General features: G+C 36.9%; 20 protein-coding genes. 11 read left to right on the plus strand and 9 right to left on the minus strand.

Annotated features, from left to right (window positions below; all coding sequences use genetic code 11):
- Positions 1 to 82: 82 nt before the first annotated feature.
- The 4 genes from AC1PJP_RS16205 (at position 83) to AC1PJP_RS16220 (ending at position 4,374) form a co-directional block, all read left to right on the plus strand.
- Positions 83 to 2,182, plus strand: coding sequence for a TonB-dependent siderophore receptor (locus AC1PJP_RS16205; RefSeq protein WP_416717316.1), 2,100 nt, complete (start codon positions 83 to 85; stop codon positions 2,180 to 2,182).
- Between the two features lie 65 nt (positions 2,183 to 2,247).
- Positions 2,248 to 2,547 (plus strand): hypothetical protein, encoded by a 300-nt coding sequence (locus AC1PJP_RS16210; RefSeq protein WP_479767688.1) that lies wholly within the window; start codon positions 2,248 to 2,250, stop codon positions 2,545 to 2,547.
- The gene (locus tag AC1PJP_RS16215) at positions 2,540 to 4,096 is read left to right on the plus strand and encodes a PepSY-associated TM helix domain-containing protein (RefSeq protein ID WP_479767690.1); all 1,557 of its coding nucleotides are present in this window, start codon (positions 2,540 to 2,542) and stop codon (positions 4,094 to 4,096) included. Before AC1PJP_RS16210 ends, AC1PJP_RS16215 begins: the two co-directional genes overlap by 8 nt.
- Positions 4,093 to 4,374, plus strand: a complete 282-nt coding sequence (locus AC1PJP_RS16220) for a DUF1634 domain-containing protein (RefSeq protein ID WP_199942142.1) — start codon at positions 4,093 to 4,095, stop codon at positions 4,372 to 4,374. Before AC1PJP_RS16215 ends, AC1PJP_RS16220 begins: the two co-directional genes overlap by 4 nt.
- Here AC1PJP_RS16220 and AC1PJP_RS16225 read toward each other — a convergent pair.
- Positions 4,349 to 4,465, minus strand: coding sequence for a hypothetical protein (locus AC1PJP_RS16225; protein ID WP_267530290.1), 117 nt, complete (start codon positions 4,463 to 4,465; stop codon positions 4,349 to 4,351). The two genes, AC1PJP_RS16220 and AC1PJP_RS16225, sit on opposite strands and share 26 nt — an antisense overlap.
- A gap of 61 nt (positions 4,466 to 4,526) precedes the next feature.
- Between AC1PJP_RS16225 and AC1PJP_RS16230 the strand changes: the two genes are divergently transcribed.
- From AC1PJP_RS16230 to AC1PJP_RS16245, 4 genes are all read left to right on the plus strand, one after another.
- Entirely contained in the window at positions 4,527 to 5,414 is an 888-nt protein-coding gene (locus AC1PJP_RS16230) for a sulfite exporter TauE/SafE family protein (protein ID WP_049836553.1), read from the plus strand.
- A 96-nt stretch (positions 5,415 to 5,510) separates the two neighbouring features.
- Complete coding sequence (locus tag AC1PJP_RS16235) at positions 5,511 to 6,620, plus strand: 3-deoxy-7-phosphoheptulonate synthase (RefSeq protein ID WP_013198033.1); 1,110 nt, start codon at positions 5,511 to 5,513, stop codon at positions 6,618 to 6,620.
- Positions 6,621 to 6,755: 135 nt separating this feature from the next.
- Positions 6,756 to 7,247 carry a hypothetical protein gene (locus AC1PJP_RS16240; RefSeq protein WP_198307949.1) on the plus strand — a complete coding sequence of 164 codons (492 nt, stop codon included), beginning with the start codon at positions 6,756 to 6,758 and terminating at the stop codon, positions 7,245 to 7,247.
- 67 nt (positions 7,248 to 7,314) lie between these two features.
- Positions 7,315 to 9,435: a TonB-dependent receptor family protein gene (locus tag AC1PJP_RS16245; RefSeq protein WP_479767693.1), complete on the plus strand. Its 2,121-nt coding sequence runs from the start codon at positions 7,315 to 7,317 to the stop codon at positions 9,433 to 9,435.
- A 49-nt stretch (positions 9,436 to 9,484) separates the two neighbouring features.
- On the opposite strand, the gene AC1PJP_RS16250 is transcribed toward AC1PJP_RS16245, so the two are convergent.
- From AC1PJP_RS16250 to ybaK, 8 genes are all read right to left on the minus strand, one after another.
- Positions 9,485 to 10,225: an adenosylcobinamide-GDP ribazoletransferase gene (locus AC1PJP_RS16250; RefSeq protein WP_479767695.1), complete on the minus strand. Its 741-nt coding sequence runs from the start codon at positions 10,223 to 10,225 to the stop codon at positions 9,485 to 9,487.
- A gap of 106 nt (positions 10,226 to 10,331) precedes the next feature.
- The gene (locus AC1PJP_RS16255) at positions 10,332 to 11,891 is read right to left on the minus strand and encodes a histidine-type phosphatase (RefSeq protein WP_479767697.1); all 1,560 of its coding nucleotides are present in this window, start codon (positions 11,889 to 11,891) and stop codon (positions 10,332 to 10,334) included.
- A gap of 124 nt (positions 11,892 to 12,015) precedes the next feature.
- Positions 12,016 to 12,615: a histidine phosphatase family protein gene (locus AC1PJP_RS16260; RefSeq protein WP_479767699.1), complete on the minus strand. Its 600-nt coding sequence runs from the start codon at positions 12,613 to 12,615 to the stop codon at positions 12,016 to 12,018.
- Positions 12,608 to 13,663: a nicotinate-nucleotide--dimethylbenzimidazole phosphoribosyltransferase gene (gene cobT, locus AC1PJP_RS16265; protein WP_479767700.1), complete on the minus strand. Its 1,056-nt coding sequence runs from the start codon at positions 13,661 to 13,663 to the stop codon at positions 12,608 to 12,610. The genes AC1PJP_RS16260 and cobT overlap by 8 nt, the downstream gene beginning before the upstream one ends.
- Position 13,664: 1 nt before the next feature.
- A complete protein-coding gene (gene cobU / locus AC1PJP_RS16270; RefSeq protein ID WP_151962722.1) occupies positions 13,665 to 14,183 on the minus strand; it encodes a bifunctional adenosylcobinamide kinase/adenosylcobinamide-phosphate guanylyltransferase in 519 nt (172 codons plus the stop codon).
- On the minus strand, positions 14,171 to 14,797 hold the full coding sequence (locus AC1PJP_RS16275) for a 2'-5' RNA ligase family protein (RefSeq protein WP_005304846.1): 627 nt from the start codon (positions 14,795 to 14,797) through the stop codon (positions 14,171 to 14,173). The genes cobU and AC1PJP_RS16275 overlap by 13 nt, the downstream gene beginning before the upstream one ends.
- 105 nt (positions 14,798 to 14,902) lie before the next feature.
- A complete protein-coding gene (gene mtlD / locus AC1PJP_RS16280) occupies positions 14,903 to 17,050 on the minus strand; it encodes a bifunctional mannitol-1-phosphate dehydrogenase/phosphatase (protein WP_479767702.1) in 2,148 nt (715 codons plus the stop codon).
- 624 nt (positions 17,051 to 17,674) lie between these two features.
- On the minus strand, positions 17,675 to 18,142 hold the full coding sequence (ybaK, locus tag AC1PJP_RS16285) for a Cys-tRNA(Pro) deacylase (protein ID WP_479768251.1): 468 nt from the start codon (positions 18,140 to 18,142) through the stop codon (positions 17,675 to 17,677).
- Positions 18,143 to 18,332: 190 nt separating this feature from the next.
- On the opposite strand from ybaK, the gene AC1PJP_RS16290 reads away from it, so the two are divergent.
- The 3 genes from AC1PJP_RS16290 to AC1PJP_RS16300 all read left to right on the plus strand — a co-directional run bounded on the left by AC1PJP_RS16290 (position 18,333) and on the right by AC1PJP_RS16300 (position 21,755).
- Positions 18,333 to 18,635: a hypothetical protein gene (locus AC1PJP_RS16290; protein ID WP_004792622.1), complete on the plus strand. Its 303-nt coding sequence runs from the start codon at positions 18,333 to 18,335 to the stop codon at positions 18,633 to 18,635.
- Between the two features lie 233 nt (positions 18,636 to 18,868).
- The gene (locus tag AC1PJP_RS16295; RefSeq protein ID WP_005304840.1) at positions 18,869 to 20,242 is read left to right on the plus strand and encodes an ABC1 kinase family protein; all 1,374 of its coding nucleotides are present in this window, start codon (positions 18,869 to 18,871) and stop codon (positions 20,240 to 20,242) included.
- Between the two features lie 229 nt (positions 20,243 to 20,471).
- A complete protein-coding gene (locus AC1PJP_RS16300) occupies positions 20,472 to 21,755 on the plus strand; it encodes an acyl-CoA dehydrogenase family protein (protein WP_479768253.1) in 1,284 nt (427 codons plus the stop codon).
- The last annotated feature ends 23 nt before the right edge of the window (positions 21,756 to 21,778 follow it).

The raw sequence follows: 21,778 nt of genomic DNA on the forward strand, positions 1-21,778 counted from the left end.
AAATTAACAATGCAATTTGAATTGTAGCTTACATTTACAAACAATAAAATAAATGAGAATTATTTACATTATCCTTAATCTTATGAATATCCCACCTCGACCATTTAAGCTTACTGTAATCGCCTGCGCGATTTGTTATGCGAACCTCTCTTATGCTCAAGACTCAGAGGTACAATCTTTACAGACGATCCAAGTTAAAGCATCAAATGCTGAGCAGTCTTCTGAACAAACCAAAGCATATAATGTTAAGAACTCAAGTAGCGCAACCAAGCTTAATATAGAGGCTAAAGAAACCCCTCAAACTATTAATGTCGTTACTCGTCAGCAAATTGAAGATTTCGGACTGACTAGTACCCGAGATATTTTAAGTAATACTCCCGGTGTCACTGTAACTGGATTAGAAACAAACCGAACAACTTATACTGCTCGTGGTTTTGATATTTCAAACATTTTGGTTGATGGAATCGGTATCCCTCAAGTTGACAGCTATAATTATAATAATAGTGATGCAGATAGTTATTTGTATGATCGTGTTGAAATTGTCAAAGGTGCTGATGCCTTAACAAATGCTCTTGGGGATCCTGGCGCTACAATTAACTATATACGTAAACGTCCCACTAAAGAATTTCAAGCAAATGCTGGGGTGAGCTACGGTTCATGGGATACGCAACGTTATGAAGCGGATATCTCTGGTTCCCTTACACAAGATGGACGAGTACGGGGACGTCTTGTAGGTTATGAGAAAGTAGGAGATTCTTATCTAGACCGCTATTCAGAAGAAAAAAATGGATTTCAAGGAATTTTAGAAGCTGACGTTACAGACACCACAAATGTTTCAGCAGGATATTCGAAAACTCGTCAATACGCTAATGGTTCTCAATGGGGTGCTCTACCCTTAGTTAACTCCAAAGGTAAACCATTAAGTTATTCTCGTAACTATAATTATGCACCGTCATGGACATACTACGATTGGGAAATAGATAATTATTTTGCCAATATTGAACAAAAATTATGGGGAGACTGGAAGCTAAGATTAGGATATAACCTCAAAAAATCAGATGTTAAAGATAAAATGCTTTATCTCAGTGGCTCTCCTTCTGATACTGATAATACCTCTGGTATTTCGCTCTATCCAGAGATTTATAATCAAAAATTTAAAGAAACTACTGCTAATGCAGATATTCAAGGTACTTTTAATTTATTAGGGCAGCAACACGAAGCAAATATTGGTTATAACTGGTCAAAATATAGTGCTCAAAGTGTTTATTCTTATGGCAGTAGTTTAGGTGTTATTACCACAGACTTACCAAGCTGGACTCCTGAAGAACCGACTTGGGGAGATTTTACCTATGCTGACCCAGAAGAAAGAACTATGAAGTCCGTTTACGGTGCGACTCGTCTTCATTTGGGTGAGGATCTGAAATTTATCTTAGGTGCCAACTACACTGAAATTGACACTTTAGAATATAAAAAGAATAAAGTTTCTCCATATGCAGGTATTACATATAACTTTACTCCTGAATACACAGGTTATATGAGTTACACCTCTATTTTTAGACCACAAACTGTTATTGATCTTTCTACTAAACAAACAGCTGTACCAGTAGAGGGTGAAAGCTATGAATTAGGTGTAAAAAGCGCTTGGTTAGATGGAGCTTTAACAGGAAATATCGCCATCTTTAGAACAGATGAAGATAATTTTGCACTAGATCCATTATGGGATCCGCTTTATAACAAATACTCATCTCCAATCGGAACGATTAGATCGCAAGGTGTTGAGGTAGGATTAACTGGAAAATTAACTGATAACTTAGATTTAGTTTTTGGTTTTTCAACATTTAGTCTAAAAAATATGGAAACGGGTGAAAGAGGTAGACCTAATATCCCGACTCAAACGCTTAACGTTTTGGCATCTTATACTGTTCCACAGATTCCAAAGTTAAAAGTTGGTGCAAGCATTAAGTGGCAAGATGATATACATGATACCTCTTACTCAACTGTAAAACAGGATGCGTATGCATTGCTTAACGTTATGGCCAGTTATGATTTAAACGAACATGTACTGTTTCAAGTAAATGGTAACAACCTGACAAATGAAAAATATTTGACAGGTTTATCTGGTGGCCAAGGTTACTATGGCGCTCCAGCCAACTATACAGTTGCTGTAAAGTTTAAATATTAATACCGTAGTCAATCTCAATTAGGGATTGGCTTTACTTATTATTCTTTGTGTATGTGTCAGTAACGATGTCCAAAACTGTAAATCTCCCAGTGTCATATCGCATTAAAGTTTTCTATCGATTCTTACTAGTTTTCGGTATGGGGTTTGCCTGTATGGCGTATTTAAGTCTTGGACTCATTGGAATTTTTCTTTTGACCCTCGACAAAGCTGAAGCTATATATCTCGCTGCATTTATAGCAATTCTATTTTATGTATTGTTCGTAATTATAGGTTTTTGCATTCAATCACTTTTGAAACTCACTGGGCTATCAATTGTTTTGTGCGCCCTTTTCTTTTTTGTGACATGTATGGTGGGTTATGCATAAAGGTATACGTCAATCTATGGCATGGCTACACTCATGGACTGGCTTAATATTTGGATGGCTCGTATTTGCCATTTTCTTAATGGGAAGTTTGTCCTATTACCGCCACGAAATTAATTTATGGATGCAGCCTGCACTTGCACAATATGAAGTAAAGCAAGATATTGCCATTAAAACAGCATATCAATATTTACAAGAAAACGCTCCAGATGCCAAATCTTGGTATTTAACTGTTGCTACACCTGAAAGTCCCGTCAACACTATGTATTGGGAAAAAGCTGATGGCGGGTATGGCAATGCCACACTTGATGCTAACACGGGAAAAGAACTTAAACTTTCGGCAACTCTAGGCGGCGATTTTTTTTACCGCTTCCATTACCAACTTTTTGGCATTCCAATCATAGTTGGGCGATTAGTCGTATGTCTTGCCGCATTTATTATGCTGATTGCTTTGGTTTCAGGCATTATTACCCATAAAAAAATATTTACCGACTTTTTTACTTTACGCACATTTAAGTCTCAGCGTTCATGGCTAGACTTTCACAATATTTCTTCAGTGGTTGCACTGCCCTTCTTTTTAACCATTACATTTACGGGCTTAGCTATTTTCTTTTATTTATATCTGCCTTGGGGAATGCAAAAGCTTTACCCTGAAAACCCTTATCAATATTTTACCGAAATCCGCACAAAGACTGTACTTGAGAATCAATCAATTCAGCCTGCTCAAAACTTAGCTATTGATAAGCTATTGAACCAAGTTCAACAAAGTTGGGGTAATCAACCTTTATCAACGATTAGTGTGAAAAACCCGAATACCAATCAGACGCAAATTACATTTATTCAGCAAGAAGACCGCTCTATTACTCGTAATCAGGCTCAAATTACATTAAATGCTTCAACCGGCAAAGTCTTAGAAGACACACGTAATAATAGTCCTATTGCAACGTTAAATGCGGGTGTCTATGGGCTACATATGGCGACATTTGCTCAGCCTTTACTTCGTTTAGGATTCTTTTTCTCAGGCATTTTAGGCTGTGTAATGATTGCCTCTGGTTTATTACTGTGGAGTCTTAAACGACAAATTCAAAATAAGAATAGTAAGTTTCATTTCGGGCACTACTTAGTTGACCGATTGAATGTTGCAGCGTTTGTTGGATTACCTTGTGCAACTGTAGCCTACTTAAGCGCTAATCGATTATTTACAGTCACTTCAACCACAATCAATTATGAAGTTTATAGCTTTTTCTTGGTTTGGCTCATCAGCTTAATGATTGCATTAATCACTAAAAAACAGCATTTGTGGCGAACTCAACTTTGCGTTTTTATTATACTAAGTATTGTACTTCCCATCTTAAATCTAAGTTATTTACTTAAACATGAGTATGTTCAAAGCCTCAGAGATTATTGGACCTTTGCACGTGTAGATGTATTTTTGTGGATCTTTGCAGCTTTAGCAATTTTTATATTCTGCAAAATTCAACCTATCCAGCATAAAGCTGTCGCAAAAATTCAAAAAAAGCTGAATAAACTAAATACTGAGGTGAGCTCATGATTCTTATAGCTTTCATCTTAATTTTATTAGGGATGTATTTACTATTTATGGCGAGTGAAAAATATCGATCACCGAAATCGACAGGACATTTCAAATCGATAGCTCAAAAATATTACCGACACATTAAGATAGCTGCATTCATGCTATTTGGTTTATGTGCATTTATTCTTATTCAACACTATAAATTTTCAATTGGTTTTGTCAGTTGGTGGATCTTTGCAACGCCATTAACTTTTATTCTTATACTTTTAGTTAATCCTCTAAAGTCTTCAAAATAATCGTTTTCTTAAAAAAGTGATGAAAAATAGAACAAGCTAAGCAATATTTTGATTGCTTAGCTTTTTTTTGCATAAGCAAATCATTATTCATGACAACTGTTTATCTCTAAAAGGAATAAGATATGTGCGTTTCGTGATAAGTGGCGATAAAGATGTCTGGTGCTTTTGAATTTATCTTAGCGGGTATGTTAGTTGGTTTCTGCGTAGGGATTACGGGAGTTGGTGGTGGATCATTAATGACACCAATTTTAATTGGCCTTTTTAGAATTGAACCTCATATCGCAATTGGTACCGATTTACTTTATGCCGCAATTTCAAAATTTTGTGGATCAATGGTTCACGCTAGAAAGCTCAATATTGTCTGGCCAATTGTTTTATGGTTAGCAGTAGGCAGTATTCCTGCATCTTTCGGTACCACATGGGTACTTGAGCATTATTTAAGTCAGTCAACACACTATAAAGCTGTACTCACCATGGTATTAGGTTTTATGCTGACTTTAACTGGTGTATCTATCATTTTCCGCTCTCGTATTGAGAAGTTCTTTAGTCGTTTTAGAAGTAAAGAAGTCACTCAAACTGAGACTGAGCATTTAGCTATCCATAAGAAACGTAGCTTTATCGTGGTGATGGGTATCATCTTAGGTGTATTCGTAACGCTTTCATCAGTCGGTGCTGGTGCATTTGGAATTATGGCACTCGTGATCATGTTTCCGAACTTACCAATGATTCGAATTATTGGGTCAGATGTTGTACATGCCGTATTGCTTACTTTAGTAGCTGGCCTTGGACATATGAGTGCTGGTAATGTCGACTTTACGCTTCTTATGTGGTTATTGGTAGGTTCAATTCCTGCAATTATTGTTGGTACGCTCATTAGTTCTCGTATGCCAGAACGTTTAATCCGAAAAATTTTAGGGATTACCCTATTTGCCCTCGGTGTTAACTTTATGGTTCACCCAGTCAAAGCAAAACCGAAAGCACCTGTGGTACAACAACAAGCTGTGGTTGCTGAAAAAACAAGCAACTCAACTGAAAGATAGCAAAATCAATAAGATTTTTCCAAACTGAAATACCATGAGATGTAGGATTTTCATAATTATTTCATGGTATATTCAGTACACAAAACAACCTTTAGTATGATCGAACCAGTGACAGCAATGACTACACATTCAAATTCCGTTTCAAAGCCAGATATCGACGACGTTAATATTAAAAGCATTCAAACTCTTGTAACACCAGCTGAGCTTAAGTCAGAACTTCCTTTATCTGATGTTGCTTCACAAACTGTTCTAAAAGGTCGCGATACCATTCGTAATATTTTAGATGGTTCAGATAAGCGTTTGTTTGTCGTTATTGGTCCTTGCTCTATTCATGATCCAAAAGCTGCTCACGAATATGCCGATCGTTTAAAAGCATTAAGTGAAAAGGTTAAAGATTCATTGTATTTAGTTATGCGTGTTTATTTTGAAAAACCACGTACAACAATTGGTTGGAAAGGTCTAATTAATGACCCTGACATGAATGACTCTTTTAATATTGAAAAAGGTTTACGTATTGGTCGTAAGCTTTTGCTTGAATTAAATGAAAAAGGTTTACCATGTGCAACTGAAGCACTTGACCCGAACTCTCCGCAGTACTACCAAGACTTAATTTCTTGGTCTGCAATTGGTGCACGTACAACCGAAAGCCAAACTCACCGCGAAATGTCTTCTGGTTTATCATCACCAGTAGGTTTTAAAAATGGTACAGATGGCGGTTTAACTGTTGCAACCAATGCGATGCAGTCTGTTAAATATGGTCATAGCTTCTTAGGTCTTAATGAAGACGGACAAGTTTCGATTATTAATACAAGCGGTAACCCTTACGCACACGTAGTATTACGTGGTGGTAATGGTAAGCCAAACTATGATGCTGGCTCTGTTGAAGAAGCTGAAAATGCTTTAGCAAAAGCAAAAGTTAGCACTAAAATCATGATTGATGCGAGCCACGCAAACTCAAATAAAGACCCGTACTTACAACCACTTGTTCTTAAAAATATTACTGAACAAATTTTAGATGGTAATAAGTCAATTGTTGGTCTTATGGTTGAAAGTCACTTAAAAGGCGGCCGCCAAGATATTCCTGAGAATCTTTGTGATCTCGAATATGGTAAATCAGTGACTGATGGCTGTATTGACTGGGAAACGACTGAAAAAACATTACTTGAAATGCATGAAGCTTTAAAAGACGTTTTACCAAATCGTTAATACATCTTTTTAAGAAGATCAATTAAGCCCTCATTTTTGAGGGCTTTTTTATTTTTCTTTGTCGGAATTTAGCTATGATGACTTTTCTTTTTTGATTATACTTCGGCGAGCTTTTCCACTACGACCGCCTAGAATATGGTGCTGAGTTTCCGTCAACATTTGCTGAAGTGGCGCACGCTTTTAAGTGCTATCACTTTGCTGTGTTTACTATGGCACATTTTTTTGCCTACTTTAGTGCAAATTGGCATCGTACCTGAGTTATACACCATGCCTAGTCACTGTCAGCCAGTCACGCTAGAGCATTCATTTCACCAACAAAATTTCAATACTCAGCAGCATCACTCTTCACATGCCCATCACCATATGGAATCTGTTCAAGATAAATTTCATAGTTCGCATGCTCAAGAAGTTTTTGCTCTAGCTACTCAAATCATGAAGCATTGTCCGCTTTGTACGCATGGTCTAGATGCAGCAATTTTAATTCCTTTAATTGCTTTGATTTTTGTTTTAATTTTACGTTGGTTTACCCGTGTACGATGCCTGTGCCATACGTGGACAATACAGCTAGAACTTCCCCCTACCTTCTATATTTTACCGATTAAACACGCCCCACCTGCTGCTCTGTAAAAACGCAACTTTTACCATCCTTGATTTTCAAGGACTCAAAACTTATTGCTTTTTATAGGGTCAAAATATGTTATCCCTCAAATTCCGCTTATCTGTTTTAAGTGCGGCGTGCTTTTCTGCCTCAGCCAGCCCTATTATTTTTGCTGAAGATTTAACACCAGCAAATAGTGACACAAAAACATTAACAACGATTGTAGTCACAGCAAGCCGTGAAGGTGAAACACTCAATAAAACACCAGCAGCGATTAGCCAAATTAATAATGACCAAATTGAAAATAAACATGCCACGTTTATTGGACAACTTGTGAACCAGACACCAGGGGTTTTAATGAATGACCTTGGTAATGAGCAGCACATGATGTCTATACGTCAACCCATGACAACCGCAGCTGTATATCAATATTTAGAAGATGGTCTTTCAATTCGCCCTGTAGGCGTGTTTAACCATAATGCCTTATATGAAATGAATATGGCTGGCGTGGACAATATTGAAATTTTACGTGGACCTGCGAGTAGTGTTTATGGAAGTAATGCTATTGGTGGAACTATTAATTTTTTAACAAAGGCACCAAGTACAACACCAACAGCTGATATTGGCCTGAGCGCGAGCAGTGAAGGCTATCGTCGTGTAGATGTAGGAGCATCTGATACTTTTGATACAAGCAACGGAACACATGGTTTAAGAATTTCTGCCTATGCCAGTGATCGCGGTGATAGCTGGCAAGATCATGCCGAATCAGATAAACAAAGCATTACCTTACGTCATGATTGGCAGATCTCAAATGCAACAAAACTGAAAAACATTTTTAGTTATAACCACTTATATGCAGATATGACAGGTAGTTTAAATGCTGAAGATTATAGTCAACGCCCTGGCTATAGCTATCAGACATTTACCTACCGTGAAGTAGATGCAACTCGATTGTCTTCCCAGCTTAGCCATGACTGGAATGATCAGCAACAAAGCCAAATTACTTTATATTATCGAGACAATACAACTGAGCAAAACCCAAGCTATAACATAAAAACAGATAAGAAAGATGGAGTTGCAACAGGAACATACAGCGGACAAACAACATACAATAGTTTTCAGTCCTATGGGCTTAACTTACAGCATTCAGCAACGTTAGGCCAAGTTAAGTTAGTCGTCGGTGGCATGGCTGAGCATTCTCCGACCCAAGGTCGAACCAATGACATTCAAGTTTTTCGAGATCCAGTTACCCGTATTTATACCCGTTTTAAACAGCGAAAACTTTTACGTGATTTTGATGTCGATGTTGATAATGAAGCAATCTACGCCCAAGCTAACTGGCAAGCTCTACCTACTTTAAACTTAGTCGGCGGCGCTCGTTATGACTGGATTCGTTATGATTATCAAAATAATTTAACTCCATCTAATGTTACGGGCGCACCTGATGAAACGCGAAACTTTCATAAGACCAGTCCGAAACTAGGTGCAATTTGGAACGTAGCACCACAAATTGACTTCTATACAAACTGGTCACAAGGCTTTGTCCCACCAGAAGTTAGTAGCCTTTACGGCGCAAATTTAGTCACACCAAATTTGACTGAAGCAACTTTTACCAATATTGATGCAGGTATTCGCTTTAAAACATTGAATGATCGTTTGGACGGTGAAATTACGCTTTATCGTTTAAATGGTGCAGATGAAGTAATTAGTTATACCAAGCCAGATAATAGCCGTGAACCACGGAATGCGGGTAAAACTCGTCACGAAGGTATTGAAGTAGGTGCAACTTGGCAAATTTCCGATCAGCTTGACCAAAAACTGAAACTATCAGGTAGCTGGGCTCACCATCGTTATGAACAATTTCAGCCATCATCCACTATCGACTATAGTGGTAATGATATGCCAAGTGCCCCAAAAACTTTTGGTACGCTGGAATATCAAATTAAACCAATTCCCGAACTACTACTTTCAGCAGAAGGTGTCTATGTAGGTTCATATTGGATTAATGATGCTAATACACAAAAATATGACGGACACACAGTACTCAATCTTCGTGCGAACTATCGTAAAAAAGCTTATGAGGTATATGGTCAGATTTTAAATGTGGCAGATACTCATTATGCTGAAAGTACTTCTTTTAGTAATAATGAAGTGAGCTATACACCAGCTGCACCACGTACTTATTTATTAGGTCTACGCTATCACTTTGGTGATTAATCAACTTTAAAGTTTGTGGTCATCAATTTGGCCACAAACCTTTATCTAGCTATAAATAAAAATAACTCACGACAAAAGCAAAAAGCAGCACGGTTTCGCTAAGCTCAATCGCTGCCCCCACTGTATCACCTGTAATACCGCAAATTCTTTTAATAAAGAGATGTCTTAAATAAACCAGACTGATTAAAAAGCCAATAACGGCGATGAGTCCTTGCCATTCCCAATATAAAGCCAATAACAAAACTACCGCAGTTATTATCCATGAGGCTGTTTTAGGTAAATGATCTGTCAATGAACGGCCTAAACCTTTTTCACGGACATATGGCGTAGTTAAAAACAAAATAGATGGCACAACACGACCAAGTGCGGGAACAAAGACTAAAAATAACGTTTGATGCTGTCCAGTCAACACATAAATCAGTACAAACTTGAGCAAACAAATAATAACTAAACTTAGCACTCCAATTGGACCACAACTTGGATCTTTCATGATTTGTAAAGTACGTAGTTTGTCTCCAAAACCGCCTACCCATGCATCTGCCGTATCTGCTAGCCCGTCTAGATGTAATCCTCCGGTCAGCCAAATCCATAAAGTCATGATGATGGCAGCAAGTAAAAGAACGGGTAATTTAACTAAAAGACACGAGATAAGAAAAAGAATGCCACCAATAATCAGTCCAACAAATGGATAAAACAAAATAGCTCGACCATTTTGTTGCGCCGTCGGCATTGTCTTTAGCTCAATAGGCAGAACAGTTAAAAATTGCAATGCAATCCAAAAAGGTGTCATATCCAAGTCTCTAACTGATCTATATTTAAAAGCAAATTGGATTATGAAGAAATAAAAATGGGAATAGCAATCCCTATTCCCATTAAAGACTTCAAAAACTGAAAATCTATTGCATTTGATAGCACTGTTTCAATTTGATGTAGTCGTAGTAAAAACTAGTTGGTGTATAACGTGCATAGTTACATGTAGATTTGAACAAAGTTTCTTTTTCGTTATAAAGCATTTTTACCAAAGTATTGCCTTGGCTATTTTGGTAAATATCCCATTGAACATTTGCCGCCATAGGTGAAACTACTTCACCACGCCATGCGCTAGTTGAGTAATTATAGGTCTGACGTAGTGGTAAAGGCTGCATCATATTATGTAAATCTAGGCTCGTTGCCAAAGGAATAATAATTTCAGCATGGGCAAACCGTAAAACTGCTTTGTAAGGCTGAGCTTTATTCACCACGGCGTCAACTTGTTGGAACAGGTCCTGTTTAAGTCCTTGAGCAATTTCACTTGTGACTTGATTTGACTCTGTAAAACTTGGACCTTTTTCGTAAAAATCGTTTGTATCATTAAATTCAGCGTAGAATTTCGCAGCATCTAACGCCATATATTTATCAAAATCGATACCTTTTAACTCATCTTTCATGCCACCAGCAATTGAATAGAGCTCATAAATATAAGCTGCTGCATCAACTGCACTGGCAATTGTATTTTTGCCCTTACCTTTTTCTGTAATTTGCTCACCTTTTGGTGAAGTTACCGTAAAGGATCCGGTATTGCTAAAGCTATAACCTGTTGTACCCAGTTTTTTAATAAAGTCTGTTTTAAAAATCGGATTAAGTACAATTTGGGCCGTTTTTTCGGCTTCTGTATTTTTTGATAACTCATCTAACTTTTGGGCTAAATCTTTATTATTTTCTTCAAAATCTTGATAGGCCTGACTAGCATCATAAATTTTTTGTTGATTAGGACTCAATGGCTGAGTTAAATCTTCATCTGCATTCAAACTATGAAAATAGAGCTTAAAACGATCAACGCCACCATCTTCAACACTTGGAACGCTTGCACTCGATAAATTGGTATAAGACGTTGGTACAATTTTATCTTTAAGTTGCGGTTGTTGTTGAATGAGTTCAGCCGTGAAGAACTTAGCACTATCTACCGCACGATCCACCCCAGAACTTTGTACCAATATAGATGCTTGCGAATTTAAAAGACTTGGTAAGCGTTGTAATAAACGATCTGCAATGCCGCGGTGTTCTAAAATACCAGTCATGGTTTCATTTCCATAACCGTACTGGCGAATTCCTTCCACGCCATAGCCTAATAAGATATTGGCTTTCATCATTGCTTCTAAATCAGCACCCAATTGTTCACCTAATGGTGTTAAGGCATTTTCTGCTTTTGCCTGTTTCCATAAATTATAAAGTGCCAAATCATATTTCAGACTTGAGAGACCTCTTGAACCGTGACGTGCCACTAATTCTGTAAAAACTGGCTGGAACCCATTCGGTGCTGTTTCATAGTTTTTTATTTCTTGTTGTGGTTGATAAGGTGTTTTTGTTTGATAATATTTTGATGAGTTTGTTGGGACAATTGTTTGATCATCATTATTGTTACAAGCCACAAGTAATAATGAGGCTGCAAGCACAGTCGTTTTAAATAAAATATTCATAAGTCAGATGAGTGATTAATAAGAAATGCCAATAGCTTAATTTTTAGCAATGACAGTTCTATTACAAATACTCAAATATCTTTATAAAAATAATAACTTACATGTGTATAAAAATATAAAAGTGCTATCTCAACATAAAAGTTAATTGACCATCTGTTTCAGAAAAGTCGAATGAATATAATTTCCCAAGCTCTGCCGGCATTTTTAGCAAATCATCTAAAGGTTGTTGCGTGGCCAAACAAGCTAATAGCTTAATCACACCGCCGTGGGTAACAACCAATGCATGTTGCCAGTTTTGGTTTTGCATCTCTACAAGTAGTTCCTGAAAGCCTTTAAGCACCCTTGTTTGAAATTGCATTAATGTTTCTGCATGCGGTGGACAATATTGACTCGGTTTTTGCCAAAAATTTGCCAGTAATTCCGGTGAAGTTTCATAAATTTGCTGAGTTGAGACACCTTCCCACTCACCAAAATACATTTCTTTTAAGTCATGGTTTAAAAGTAAAGGTAGCTGAGTTGTCTTTGCAAGTTGCTCAGCAAAACAAGCACAACGTTTTAATGATGAACTTATAATGACATCCCATGACTGATTTGCAACTTGCTCAATGGTTGACTGCATCTGCTGCCAACCTTTTGCCGTTAACTCATCATCCAAATGTCCACGTAAAGTATGGCTATACTCACTTTCACCATGTCTGAGCAAATCAATTCTGAATTTACCCAATTTTATCCCCGCTTACGGCAGCTTGAGTAAAGGTAGCCATTTGGTTGTGTAATACACATGCCATTTTAACTAATGCTAAGGCAGTCCCAGCACCACTACCTTCACCTAAGCGTAAATTCATTTTTAAAATCGGGTCAGCATTGAGTTCTTGCAAAATACGGCGGTGGCCATATTCTGCCGATTGATGGCCAAATAACATCCAGTCACGTACTTTAGAGTTCATGCGTACCGCACATAAAGCAGCGACCGAACTAATAAAGCCATCTACAATGATAGGTAGGCCAATCTGCGCACATCGAATATAAGCACCTACAATTGCCGCAATTTCCAATCCACCAACTGCACACAATGTTTTGAACGCATCACCAGTAACATGTTTATGGTGAAGTTCAATTGCTTGTTCAATTACTTCAATTTTGTGTCTTAGCTGATCGGCACCAATTCCTGTCCCGACTCCAGTTAATTGTTCAGCAGTATCATTTAATAAAAGACATGCTAAGGCAGAAGCAGAACAGGTATTTCCAATTCCCATTTCACCCGCAATATAAATATCTGCGCCGTTGGCTTTAGCCGTGTCTACACTATTTTTACCTAACTCTAAAGCAGCACGGCATTCATCAGCATTCATTGCGGCTTGTTTGGCAAAATTTGCTGTCCCAGCACGAATACAATGACGCTCAACACCTACGTATTCATATGCTTCACCTACGGTACCGCAATCAATCACTTGCAAATGAGCTTGATGATATTTGGCAATTACACTAATTGCTGCCCCGCCAGTTGTGAAGTTTTGCAACATTTGACGAGTTACGGCTTGAGGATATGCAGAGATATTTTCTTCAACCACACCATGATCGCCCGCAAAAATAGTAATCCATGGATGGTTAGCTTGTGGATGTGCATTTGACTGCAAACTGGCAAGTTTAACTGCTATCAGTTCTAAATCACCTAAGGCACCAGTAGGTTTTGTGAGTTGGAGTTGATGTTGCTCTGCTTGTTGTTTTGCGTCCAAATTTGGTTGCTGTACAGACTCTAACCACCAGTTCATTTTATTTCTCACCTTTTAAAATCATTGGAAAACCAGCCACACAAAACACAACCTTATCTGCAATTTGCCCTAGAGCTTGATGTAGTCTGCCTGCTTCATCTACAAATCGTCGACTTATCTCACCGAGTGGCACAACGCCTAAACCCGTTTCATTACTTACTAAAATAATTTCTGACTCAAGCGTAGGTAAAACTTTTAACAGCTGCTCACACTCAAGTTGTTGAACACTTTGATCATCTAACAGTAACAAATTGGTTAGCCAAAGCGTTAAACAATCCACCAAAATAATTTGATTAGGTCGATCAATTTTTTGTAGAGCATTTGCTAAATATAATGGCTCTTCAACCAAAGACCAGTGAGCAGGACGCTGATTTTGATGGTGTTCAATTCGACTTTGCATTTCTGGGTCAAGCGCTTGCGCAGTAGCAACATAAGTCACAGCTAATTGCGTATTTATTGCCGTTTGTTCAGCCAGTCGACTTTTACCAGAACGGGCTCCACCTAAAATCAGTTGCAACATGAATCACCTAAAAACAAATGCTGAGATGGATATAACTTACCTTGTAAAGTTTGAGCTTGATAATAACCAAACGTTAGATGCTCGAACTTAAGATCAAATTCAGCGTGTTTGTATTGTACAGGTAATTCAGAAATTTTATGTAAAATCAAATCACTACTATATTCTTTTTTATATAACCCCAAAGTAATATGCGGACAATATTCTAAAGCAGCTATTTCATTAGAAACTAAACCTAGCTTTTGGCGTATTAGAGGCAAGGTATTTTTGATATCTTGGATTTGAACAAATAAAGCACTAGTAAAACTATCAATTGAACCAATTTTTAATTGAAATGAGGAAAAATTCTCTTTTCTTAAGATTTCTCTTTGCTGCTCAAATTCACTCAAACTAAAGTCATCACTATAGATTCTAGTTTTGTGGGTTAAAAATCCACATATAAACAGCGTGATATGATATTGACGATTATTGGGTTCTACTAAAAATTCTGAAAAATGCGCGCGCAAGGCATCTAAATAATCAACTATTTTTTGATCATTAATTTCTAAATACCATAAAGCATAATTTTGGCGCCCAAGATGCCATTCGGGATAATCCCGTATAGAGGTTGGCACCATGAACGTCGAAGGTTTTAGCAGCACAGCTTTAATTCAAAATCATTCAATTTTCATATTAAAGCACGTTTGCCTTTCAGTTGTAGAACATTAATTATTTAAACGAACTTAAGCATACTGAGTACGCGTACTTTTGGAGTTGGTAATATTCATGTTTAAAGGCTGTTTGCCTTGTTCAGAAAATAAATATTGAACTAATTGCGTTAACTCAACTTCAAGTTGTCTTTTTTGGGTAGTATTCATATCCATTTTTTGAATTTGCTGTTGTAAATGTTTGATTACATCAGCCTCTTCAATTTCTAAATATTGAATTGCATACGCATACCCTAGCGCAGCGCCTTTTAATAAGTTTTTATAAGGCAAATCATGACCTATATTCACCTCAATTGACGCAATTACTCTTTCATTATGAGTTAATTTGCGAAGTGGATCTCTGGCCACTCGTTGACAAGGGTCTTTAAAAGCATATTCACATGAGTCTAGAAAGCTTTGTGCCATACGATCCAAATCTTTTGCATAGTTAGGTAATACAATTGCAAGCCCTTGCTTTACTTCTCTAATTAAGTTTTCTGCAAATGCTTTAACTGAATGATCACCCATGGCAACACCGATAGATTCATAACCTAGTAAAGATGCGTACCAAGCAAGCATGGCATGCACGCCATTCCATAGTCGGTTTTTGATTAATTGTATATCTGTAATCTGATTAACCAAGACAACTTGACGTAACTTTTCGAGCAAAGGACTGCCTTTTTCTACATAAATTGGCATATCCGTTTCGCTATGAAACAGAATTAGGTCCATGCTTTGTAATATATGACCTGGCTGGAAATTACGGCGCATGTTATCAACATATAAAGATGCCTGGTTTTGCTGATCTTGGGACAGTTTATTGCAATCTTCGATTTCGACTTGTTCTTCATGCTCGACATCAGATAAATGCTGTTCAAGAAAGTGATGCTTAATACGAAGTTGACGATATAAATTCTGATTAGATAGCTTTGAAACCATGCGATTTACAACGGTGTCACAAAAGTAATGTTCTTTTAAAATATGCTCAGTTACATCTTCATCGTTAGTTAACTCTAGTAGAGCTTCTCTAAGATGCTTCATAACCAAATATTTCGCGCCTACTTTATTTAAAATAATTAGAAAAGTTAGCGGTTCAATACATGTTTCAAGTGGCGAGTTAAAACGTGCATATAATCCTTTTGCAATTATTTTTGACTCAGCCTCGATCGCTTGTTCAGGTAAGCAAAGTGCAATCAAACTTGAATGTGTATACATCTCTAGCATTTGTTGCTCATTGTCAGAATCAACAATGGTCATATTCTCAATACGTTCATCATAAGAAAATTGACCATAGCGAATACTATAAGTTCCAAATGCATTCACAGCCTCTCGAAAAAGACTATTACGTGTTGAAGCAATAATTCTCTTTGGTTTTGTGTACCCATCCCAATGTGACAAGATTTGCGCTATATAACCACCACCAATAGCGCCGAAACCATGTATTCCAACCGTCAATTGATTTAGGCTTTGCGGAAAAGGCTCCTGCATCTCTGGCATATCCATAGCAGGAATAAATTGATCGAGATCAGTTAACAAGTCATACATCTGATCATAATAAAAATGTGCTTTTTCCAGCATTTCATCATTTGGTTCTTTAATATCTTTTAATAAAATCGTCAAACCTTTTGAAGTGTGAGCCGAAGTTAAACCATTTTCAGAATCTTCAAACATAAGACACTGGTTAGCATCCAAGTGAAGTTGACTAGCAGCTTTTAAAAAGATTTCAGGATGCGGCTTTCCTTGTTCGACTTCATCACCACAGGTAATCACATCAAAAAATTTATAAACATTCGCATTAATTAAATATTCTTCGGCAATTGCTCTACGGCTTGAAGTCGCAACAGCCATTCTTAAGCCAGATTTTCGTAAACGTTCTAAAACTTGAACCAAACCTTTTTTAATCGGTACGCCGTGTTTTCGAATATATTCGAGTTCCATCTCATCGGCTCTTTTTCGAATTTCTTTATAGGGAACATTTACACCATATAACCGTTGAGCCAATTGTTCAGCAGTAGTTGCACTTAAACCTAAACATTGCATTAAATATTCGTGTGAAAATTCCTGTCCAATGAGTTCTTGAGATGCATGTTGCAATGTTTGAAACCGCAACCTCTCAGTATCAAACATTGTCCCATCCATATCAAAAATTGCTCCATGAACAGGTTTTCCATGAAAAATAAGCACGCTTTTTCCTCTTTTTTGATCATGTTTTATTCAGGGTATACAAAAAATTGGTTAAAAAGGCGGGATATTAATAAATGAAACATTAGTGGTTATTTTTTAATCAAAAATATAAGAGATCTGTTACTGAGCAGAGTTAAAACTCTAAAAAGGTTGAACAATATGAATAAGTATGAAGCTAACTGTAAATACAAGAGTAGCAAGCCATCCTCGCTTGCCACTCTTGGTTTATTCTTTTTGTTGCGCTGATAGTATTTATTTTTCTTAGTTCCATTTACCGCTACTTGAACCTGCATATTTTTATAATGTCTCGCAGGTGTCATATACCAGAAATCAACTCACCTTTCGCTATTCTCATTGTTGGTGCTTCTGGTATAACTCTAAAATTCATAAGAAAATGAGCATGAACGAATAGAATATAAGATTGATATTACAACCAATGTCTTTGCTCCTTTAGAAAATAGCTATATCGCCACTAACAATAATGATAATCATTTTCATTTGATAATTCAAGCTTTTTCTTCATTATTTGTGCTTCTCTCTTTTAAAAAAAGATCTGCATAAAGTATTTTCTCAATATAGATAGAGAATCATGATTGGTTCTTAAAGTATGTTTTTCGGTCATTATTATTGATCAAGCACATCAACAAATTGAGCATTTAAAAGCTGAGCTAAATCTTTTGGATTTAAACCAATATCCAGCCCTCTTTTTCCCCCACTTACATAAATTTTATTAAAGTTTTGAGCGGATGCATCAATGACCGTTTTTAATCGTTTCTTTTGGCCTAAAGGACTAATCCCTCCTACTAAATATCCTGTTAAACGTTCGGCATCTTTAGGATTAGCCATCTGTAATTTTTTACATCCAAACGCCGTAGCTACTTTTTTTAAATTTAATTGGTGATTAACTGGTAAGACAGCAACGAAATAATTTTTATCGTCACTTACCATTAGAGTTTTAAATACTTCGTTTACATCTAAATCTAATTTTTCGGCTGCTTCTAATCCAAAACTTTTAGCATTTGATTCATGTTCATATTCATGAATAGAAAATTCGATTTTATTACTTTTTAACAATCTACATGCAGGAGTCATGATAAGTGGTGTTATAGATGAAATTGTTTCGATTATAGTTTTTTTAGAAAAATTTTTAAATTTGCTTAGGCTATTTACAAGAGTTACATAAAAATTCAAACAGCAACTGAAGAAAAAATAATCTCAACTTGATATTCGTTGCTCGACTCCATATATTTTATTTAGATTTGAAGTCTGAGCTGACAATTTTATGAGTTATAAACACAATAATCTGATGGCGATGCGTCACCGTTTTTGGGATGAATCCTCAGATTCTGTATTAAATGAAAAGCAATTTTTGCAGCAGACGTTAATTGAACAAGGTATTTTTAATAATGCAACTCTTGATGATGTTAAGTACTTCTTTTACACCCTTCCTAGCATCATTATTGTAAAAGCTCATGCACTTGGTTTTATGCATGATTCAGTCAAACAGATGTTATTGCAACATATTCAGACCAATCGTCTGCATTTGATGCAGAAATCTGAATTAAAGATTCAATTTAAAATGTAATCCATTTTGTTATCAAAGATCTGTTTTATCTTAGTTTTACTCATCTCAATTGTTTTAATTTCTTAAATTTCCAAATTGCTTAGGCTATTTAAGAATTATTGGAATAAAGATGACCATTTCGGCCTATCATTCAGTCTGAGAGAACTATTTTAATACGCTCAAAACATGTAATATTCGTTACAATTTTAGATCACCAGCGTTTGGCTGCATGATGCGCATAGGATTCTATTTTCATGTCAAATCAGAAAGATAAGCTTAAGAGTTTAAAAACTTCTTCCATGGATCGACGCTTATCAATCGCGAAAGCTTCTTTACTTGCAGGAACACGTTGGGCAACTGCAAGTGCCTCTTCTTTATTTTCTAATGAAGAAGAAAAAGAAAAGAAACGCAAAAAAGCGATGAGCGAACAAGCTAACTATCTGGTTTCTGAAATAGGTAAACTTAAGGGTTCTATTGTTAAAATTGGCCAAATGATGGCTCTTTATGGTGAACACTTTTTACCAGAAGAGATTACACAAGCATTAAATACCCTAAATAACCAAACCGTTGCCTTAGATTGGCCTGCAATTAAGCCACATTTACAAGAGCAATTGGGTGCTAAATTAAATGATTTAACGATTGATCATGAACCAATTGGTACTGCATCTCTCGCACAAGTACATCGTGCAACACGTAAATCAGACGGCTTAGAGTTAGTTTTAAAAATCCAATATCCTGGCGTTGCAAATGCAATTGATTCAGATATGAGCTTGTTTAAAAACATGCTTAAACTGACACGTATGGTGCCACAAACCCGTGAATTTGATCAGTGGTTTGATGAAGTACGTGAAATGATGCATCGTGAAGTTGATTATGATGTTGAAGCTGCCACTACCCGTCGTTTCGGTGAACGCTTAAAAGATGACGAGCGTTATATTGTTCCGACAATTGTAGATGAATACTGCACTAATCAAGTACTTTGCATGACTTTTGAACGTGGTGTTCCAATCAATAGCCCTGTGATGTTGTCTTTACCTCAAGAGCGTCGTAATCAGCTCGGTGAAGCTTCACTCGAAATTGCAGTTCGTGAAATTTTTGAATGGGGTGAAATGCAGACTGACCCTAACTTTGGTAATTACCTTGTTCGTTTGGGTAATGGCCAAGACGTTCAAGACAAAATTGTGTTATTAGATTTTGGTGCTATCCGTCAGTTTGATGAACATCTGTTAGCAGTTGCACGTCAACTCATTCAAGCAGGTTATCAGCATGATAAAAATGCGATGGTACAAGCCATGACTGGATATGAATTTTTTGATGCAATGCCTGAAAGTATTAAACCCGGCATGGCTGATGTGTTTTTAATCGCGACAGAAGCATTTAGTACCCCTGCAAATAATCCAGATATGCCCGCTGGCCTTATGGATGAACATGAACGTTATGACTGGAAGAAAAGTCAGTTACATAGCCGTGTTATGCAGCAAGCAAGTAAATCAATGGCATCACGTTATTTCTCAGTTCCTCCAAAAGAATTTATGTTTATTAGCCGTAAGTTTATTGGGGCCTATACGTTTATGACAGTTATTGATGCAAAAACAAATGTGCGACGTATGATTCGTAACTTTGCTTAATTTAATAAAGGACTAGAATGATTCCATGTCATTCTAGTCAATACCTCTGAACCCACCCAATCATCAAATATTTTTAAACAAATAAAATCAAAAACTTATAATTTTATTATTTTCTATTTGCCATTTATCTACTCATTATTTGAATGTCAGTAACGACATAGTTTTTTAATATGAGGCGTGTCAGCATAAAACAATAACAACGTGTTAGGACACCATAATCATGACAAGTATGATCAATAAAGCTCAGGGTTTGGGTTTATCGCTAATTACCAGATTGGCTGGAAGCGATGTACTTGATCAACTCAAGTTGCGTAAATTTGTTGAAAAATCTCTTTATCAAGGTTCAAAAGCTGGTTTTAAAGCATTAAGCCAGACTCAAAAAGCATTTAAACCAAAACAGATCTCCCAACAGCGATTACCTCGCCAACAAAAAAATCTATTTGATTTAAGCCTAACTGAAGAACAACAAATGACCTCTGATGCAATGTCTCAATTTGCTCAAGAGGTTCTATTAGGATTAGCACATGAAGCTGACCAGAATGCTCAGTTTCCTGAAAGTCTTTGGCAATATGTTGAAGATTTAGGTCTTAACTACTATGCACTTCCAGAGGCATTAGGCGGTGTCGCGACCGAACAAAATATTGTAAGTAATCTATTAATAGCTGAAAAACTAGCTGAAGGTGATTTTAGCCTTACAGCAGGATTACTCAGTACATTTAGCGTTATCAATGCAATCACACGTTGGGGTTCTGCTGAAGTTCAGTCAATGTACCTACCCTGTTTTGCAGAAGACTCAGACATTACAGCAACCTTTGCAGTTCAAGAAGCAACTCCGGCATTTAATCCTTATGCTTTAAAAACAAAAGCATCACTTGAAAATGATCAGTTTTTTATTAATGGCGAAAAAACATTAGTAATTTTAGGTGATTTAGCTGATGTATTTTTAGTAAGTGCAGACTTTAACGGCAAGCCAGACGTATTTGTCGTGCAATGCGGTGACACAATTTCAATAAAAAACACTCCGGCCATGGGTCTTAAAGCCACAGAAACTGCAACTCTTCGTTTTAATCACACACCCGCTCTTAGACTAGGCGCAACAGACTTTGATTACACTGTTTTTTTAGATTTGGGGAACTTAATGTGGTGTGCAATGGCTGTAGGTACATGTGAAGCTGTTAAAGCTTATTGTATTAAATATGCCAATGAACGAACTGCTTTCGGTGAACCAATTTCTCATCGCCAAAGTGTCGCTTTCATAATTGCAGATATGGCTATTGAAATTGATGCAATGCGTATGCTGGTTTTAAACGCAGCAAGCCTTGCAGAATCAGGCAAACCATTTCACCGCGAAGCTTATCTGGCCCAACTACTTTGTGCTGAAAAATCCATGAAAATCGGTACAGATGGTGTGCAAATTCTTGGTGGACATGGTTTCACAAAAGAACATCCAGTTGAACGCTGGTACCGTGATCTACGCGCTACTGCAATTTTACAATCTGGCTTACATGCTTAAATGATCAATCAGAGGATACTTTA

The sequence above is a fragment of the Acinetobacter sp. V116_7 genome (assembly GCF_056735735.1).

Bases quoted from the DNA above. Each gene is read 5' to 3' on its own strand.
- AC1PJP_RS16205 (WP_416717316.1), top strand. From the start codon at position 83: ATGAATATCCCACCTCGACCATTTAAGCTTACTGTAATCGCCTGCGCG.
- AC1PJP_RS16210 (WP_479767688.1), top strand. From the start codon at position 2,248: ATGTCCAAAACTGTAAATCTCCCAGTGTCATATCGCATTAAAGTTTTC.
- AC1PJP_RS16215 (WP_479767690.1), top strand. From the start codon at position 2,540: ATGCATAAAGGTATACGTCAATCTATGGCATGGCTACACTCATGGACT.
- AC1PJP_RS16220 (WP_199942142.1), top strand. From the start codon at position 4,093: ATGATTCTTATAGCTTTCATCTTAATTTTATTAGGGATGTATTTACTA.
- AC1PJP_RS16225 (WP_267530290.1), bottom strand. From the start codon at position 4,465: ATGAATAATGATTTGCTTATGCAAAAAAAAGCTAAGCAATCAAAATAT.
- AC1PJP_RS16230 (WP_049836553.1), top strand. From the start codon at position 4,527: ATGTCTGGTGCTTTTGAATTTATCTTAGCGGGTATGTTAGTTGGTTTC.
- AC1PJP_RS16235 (WP_013198033.1), top strand. From the start codon at position 5,511: ATGATCGAACCAGTGACAGCAATGACTACACATTCAAATTCCGTTTCA.
- AC1PJP_RS16240 (WP_198307949.1), top strand. From the start codon at position 6,756: ATGGTGCTGAGTTTCCGTCAACATTTGCTGAAGTGGCGCACGCTTTTA.
- AC1PJP_RS16245 (WP_479767693.1), top strand. From the start codon at position 7,315: ATGTTATCCCTCAAATTCCGCTTATCTGTTTTAAGTGCGGCGTGCTTT.
- AC1PJP_RS16250 (WP_479767695.1), bottom strand. From the start codon at position 10,225: ATGACACCTTTTTGGATTGCATTGCAATTTTTAACTGTTCTGCCTATT.
- AC1PJP_RS16255 (WP_479767697.1), bottom strand. From the start codon at position 11,891: ATGAATATTTTATTTAAAACGACTGTGCTTGCAGCCTCATTATTACTT.
- cobT (WP_479767700.1), bottom strand. From the start codon at position 13,663: ATGAACTGGTGGTTAGAGTCTGTACAGCAACCAAATTTGGACGCAAAA.
- cobU (WP_151962722.1), bottom strand. From the start codon at position 14,183: ATGTTGCAACTGATTTTAGGTGGAGCCCGTTCTGGTAAAAGTCGACTG.
- AC1PJP_RS16275 (WP_005304846.1), bottom strand. From the start codon at position 14,797: ATGGTGCCAACCTCTATACGGGATTATCCCGAATGGCATCTTGGGCGC.
- ybaK (WP_479768251.1), bottom strand. From the start codon at position 18,142: ATGACTCCTGCATGTAGATTGTTAAAAAGTAATAAAATCGAATTTTCT.
- AC1PJP_RS16290 (WP_004792622.1), top strand. From the start codon at position 18,333: ATGAGTTATAAACACAATAATCTGATGGCGATGCGTCACCGTTTTTGG.
- AC1PJP_RS16295 (WP_005304840.1), top strand. From the start codon at position 18,869: ATGTCAAATCAGAAAGATAAGCTTAAGAGTTTAAAAACTTCTTCCATG.
- AC1PJP_RS16300 (WP_479768253.1), top strand. From the start codon at position 20,472: ATGATCAATAAAGCTCAGGGTTTGGGTTTATCGCTAATTACCAGATTG.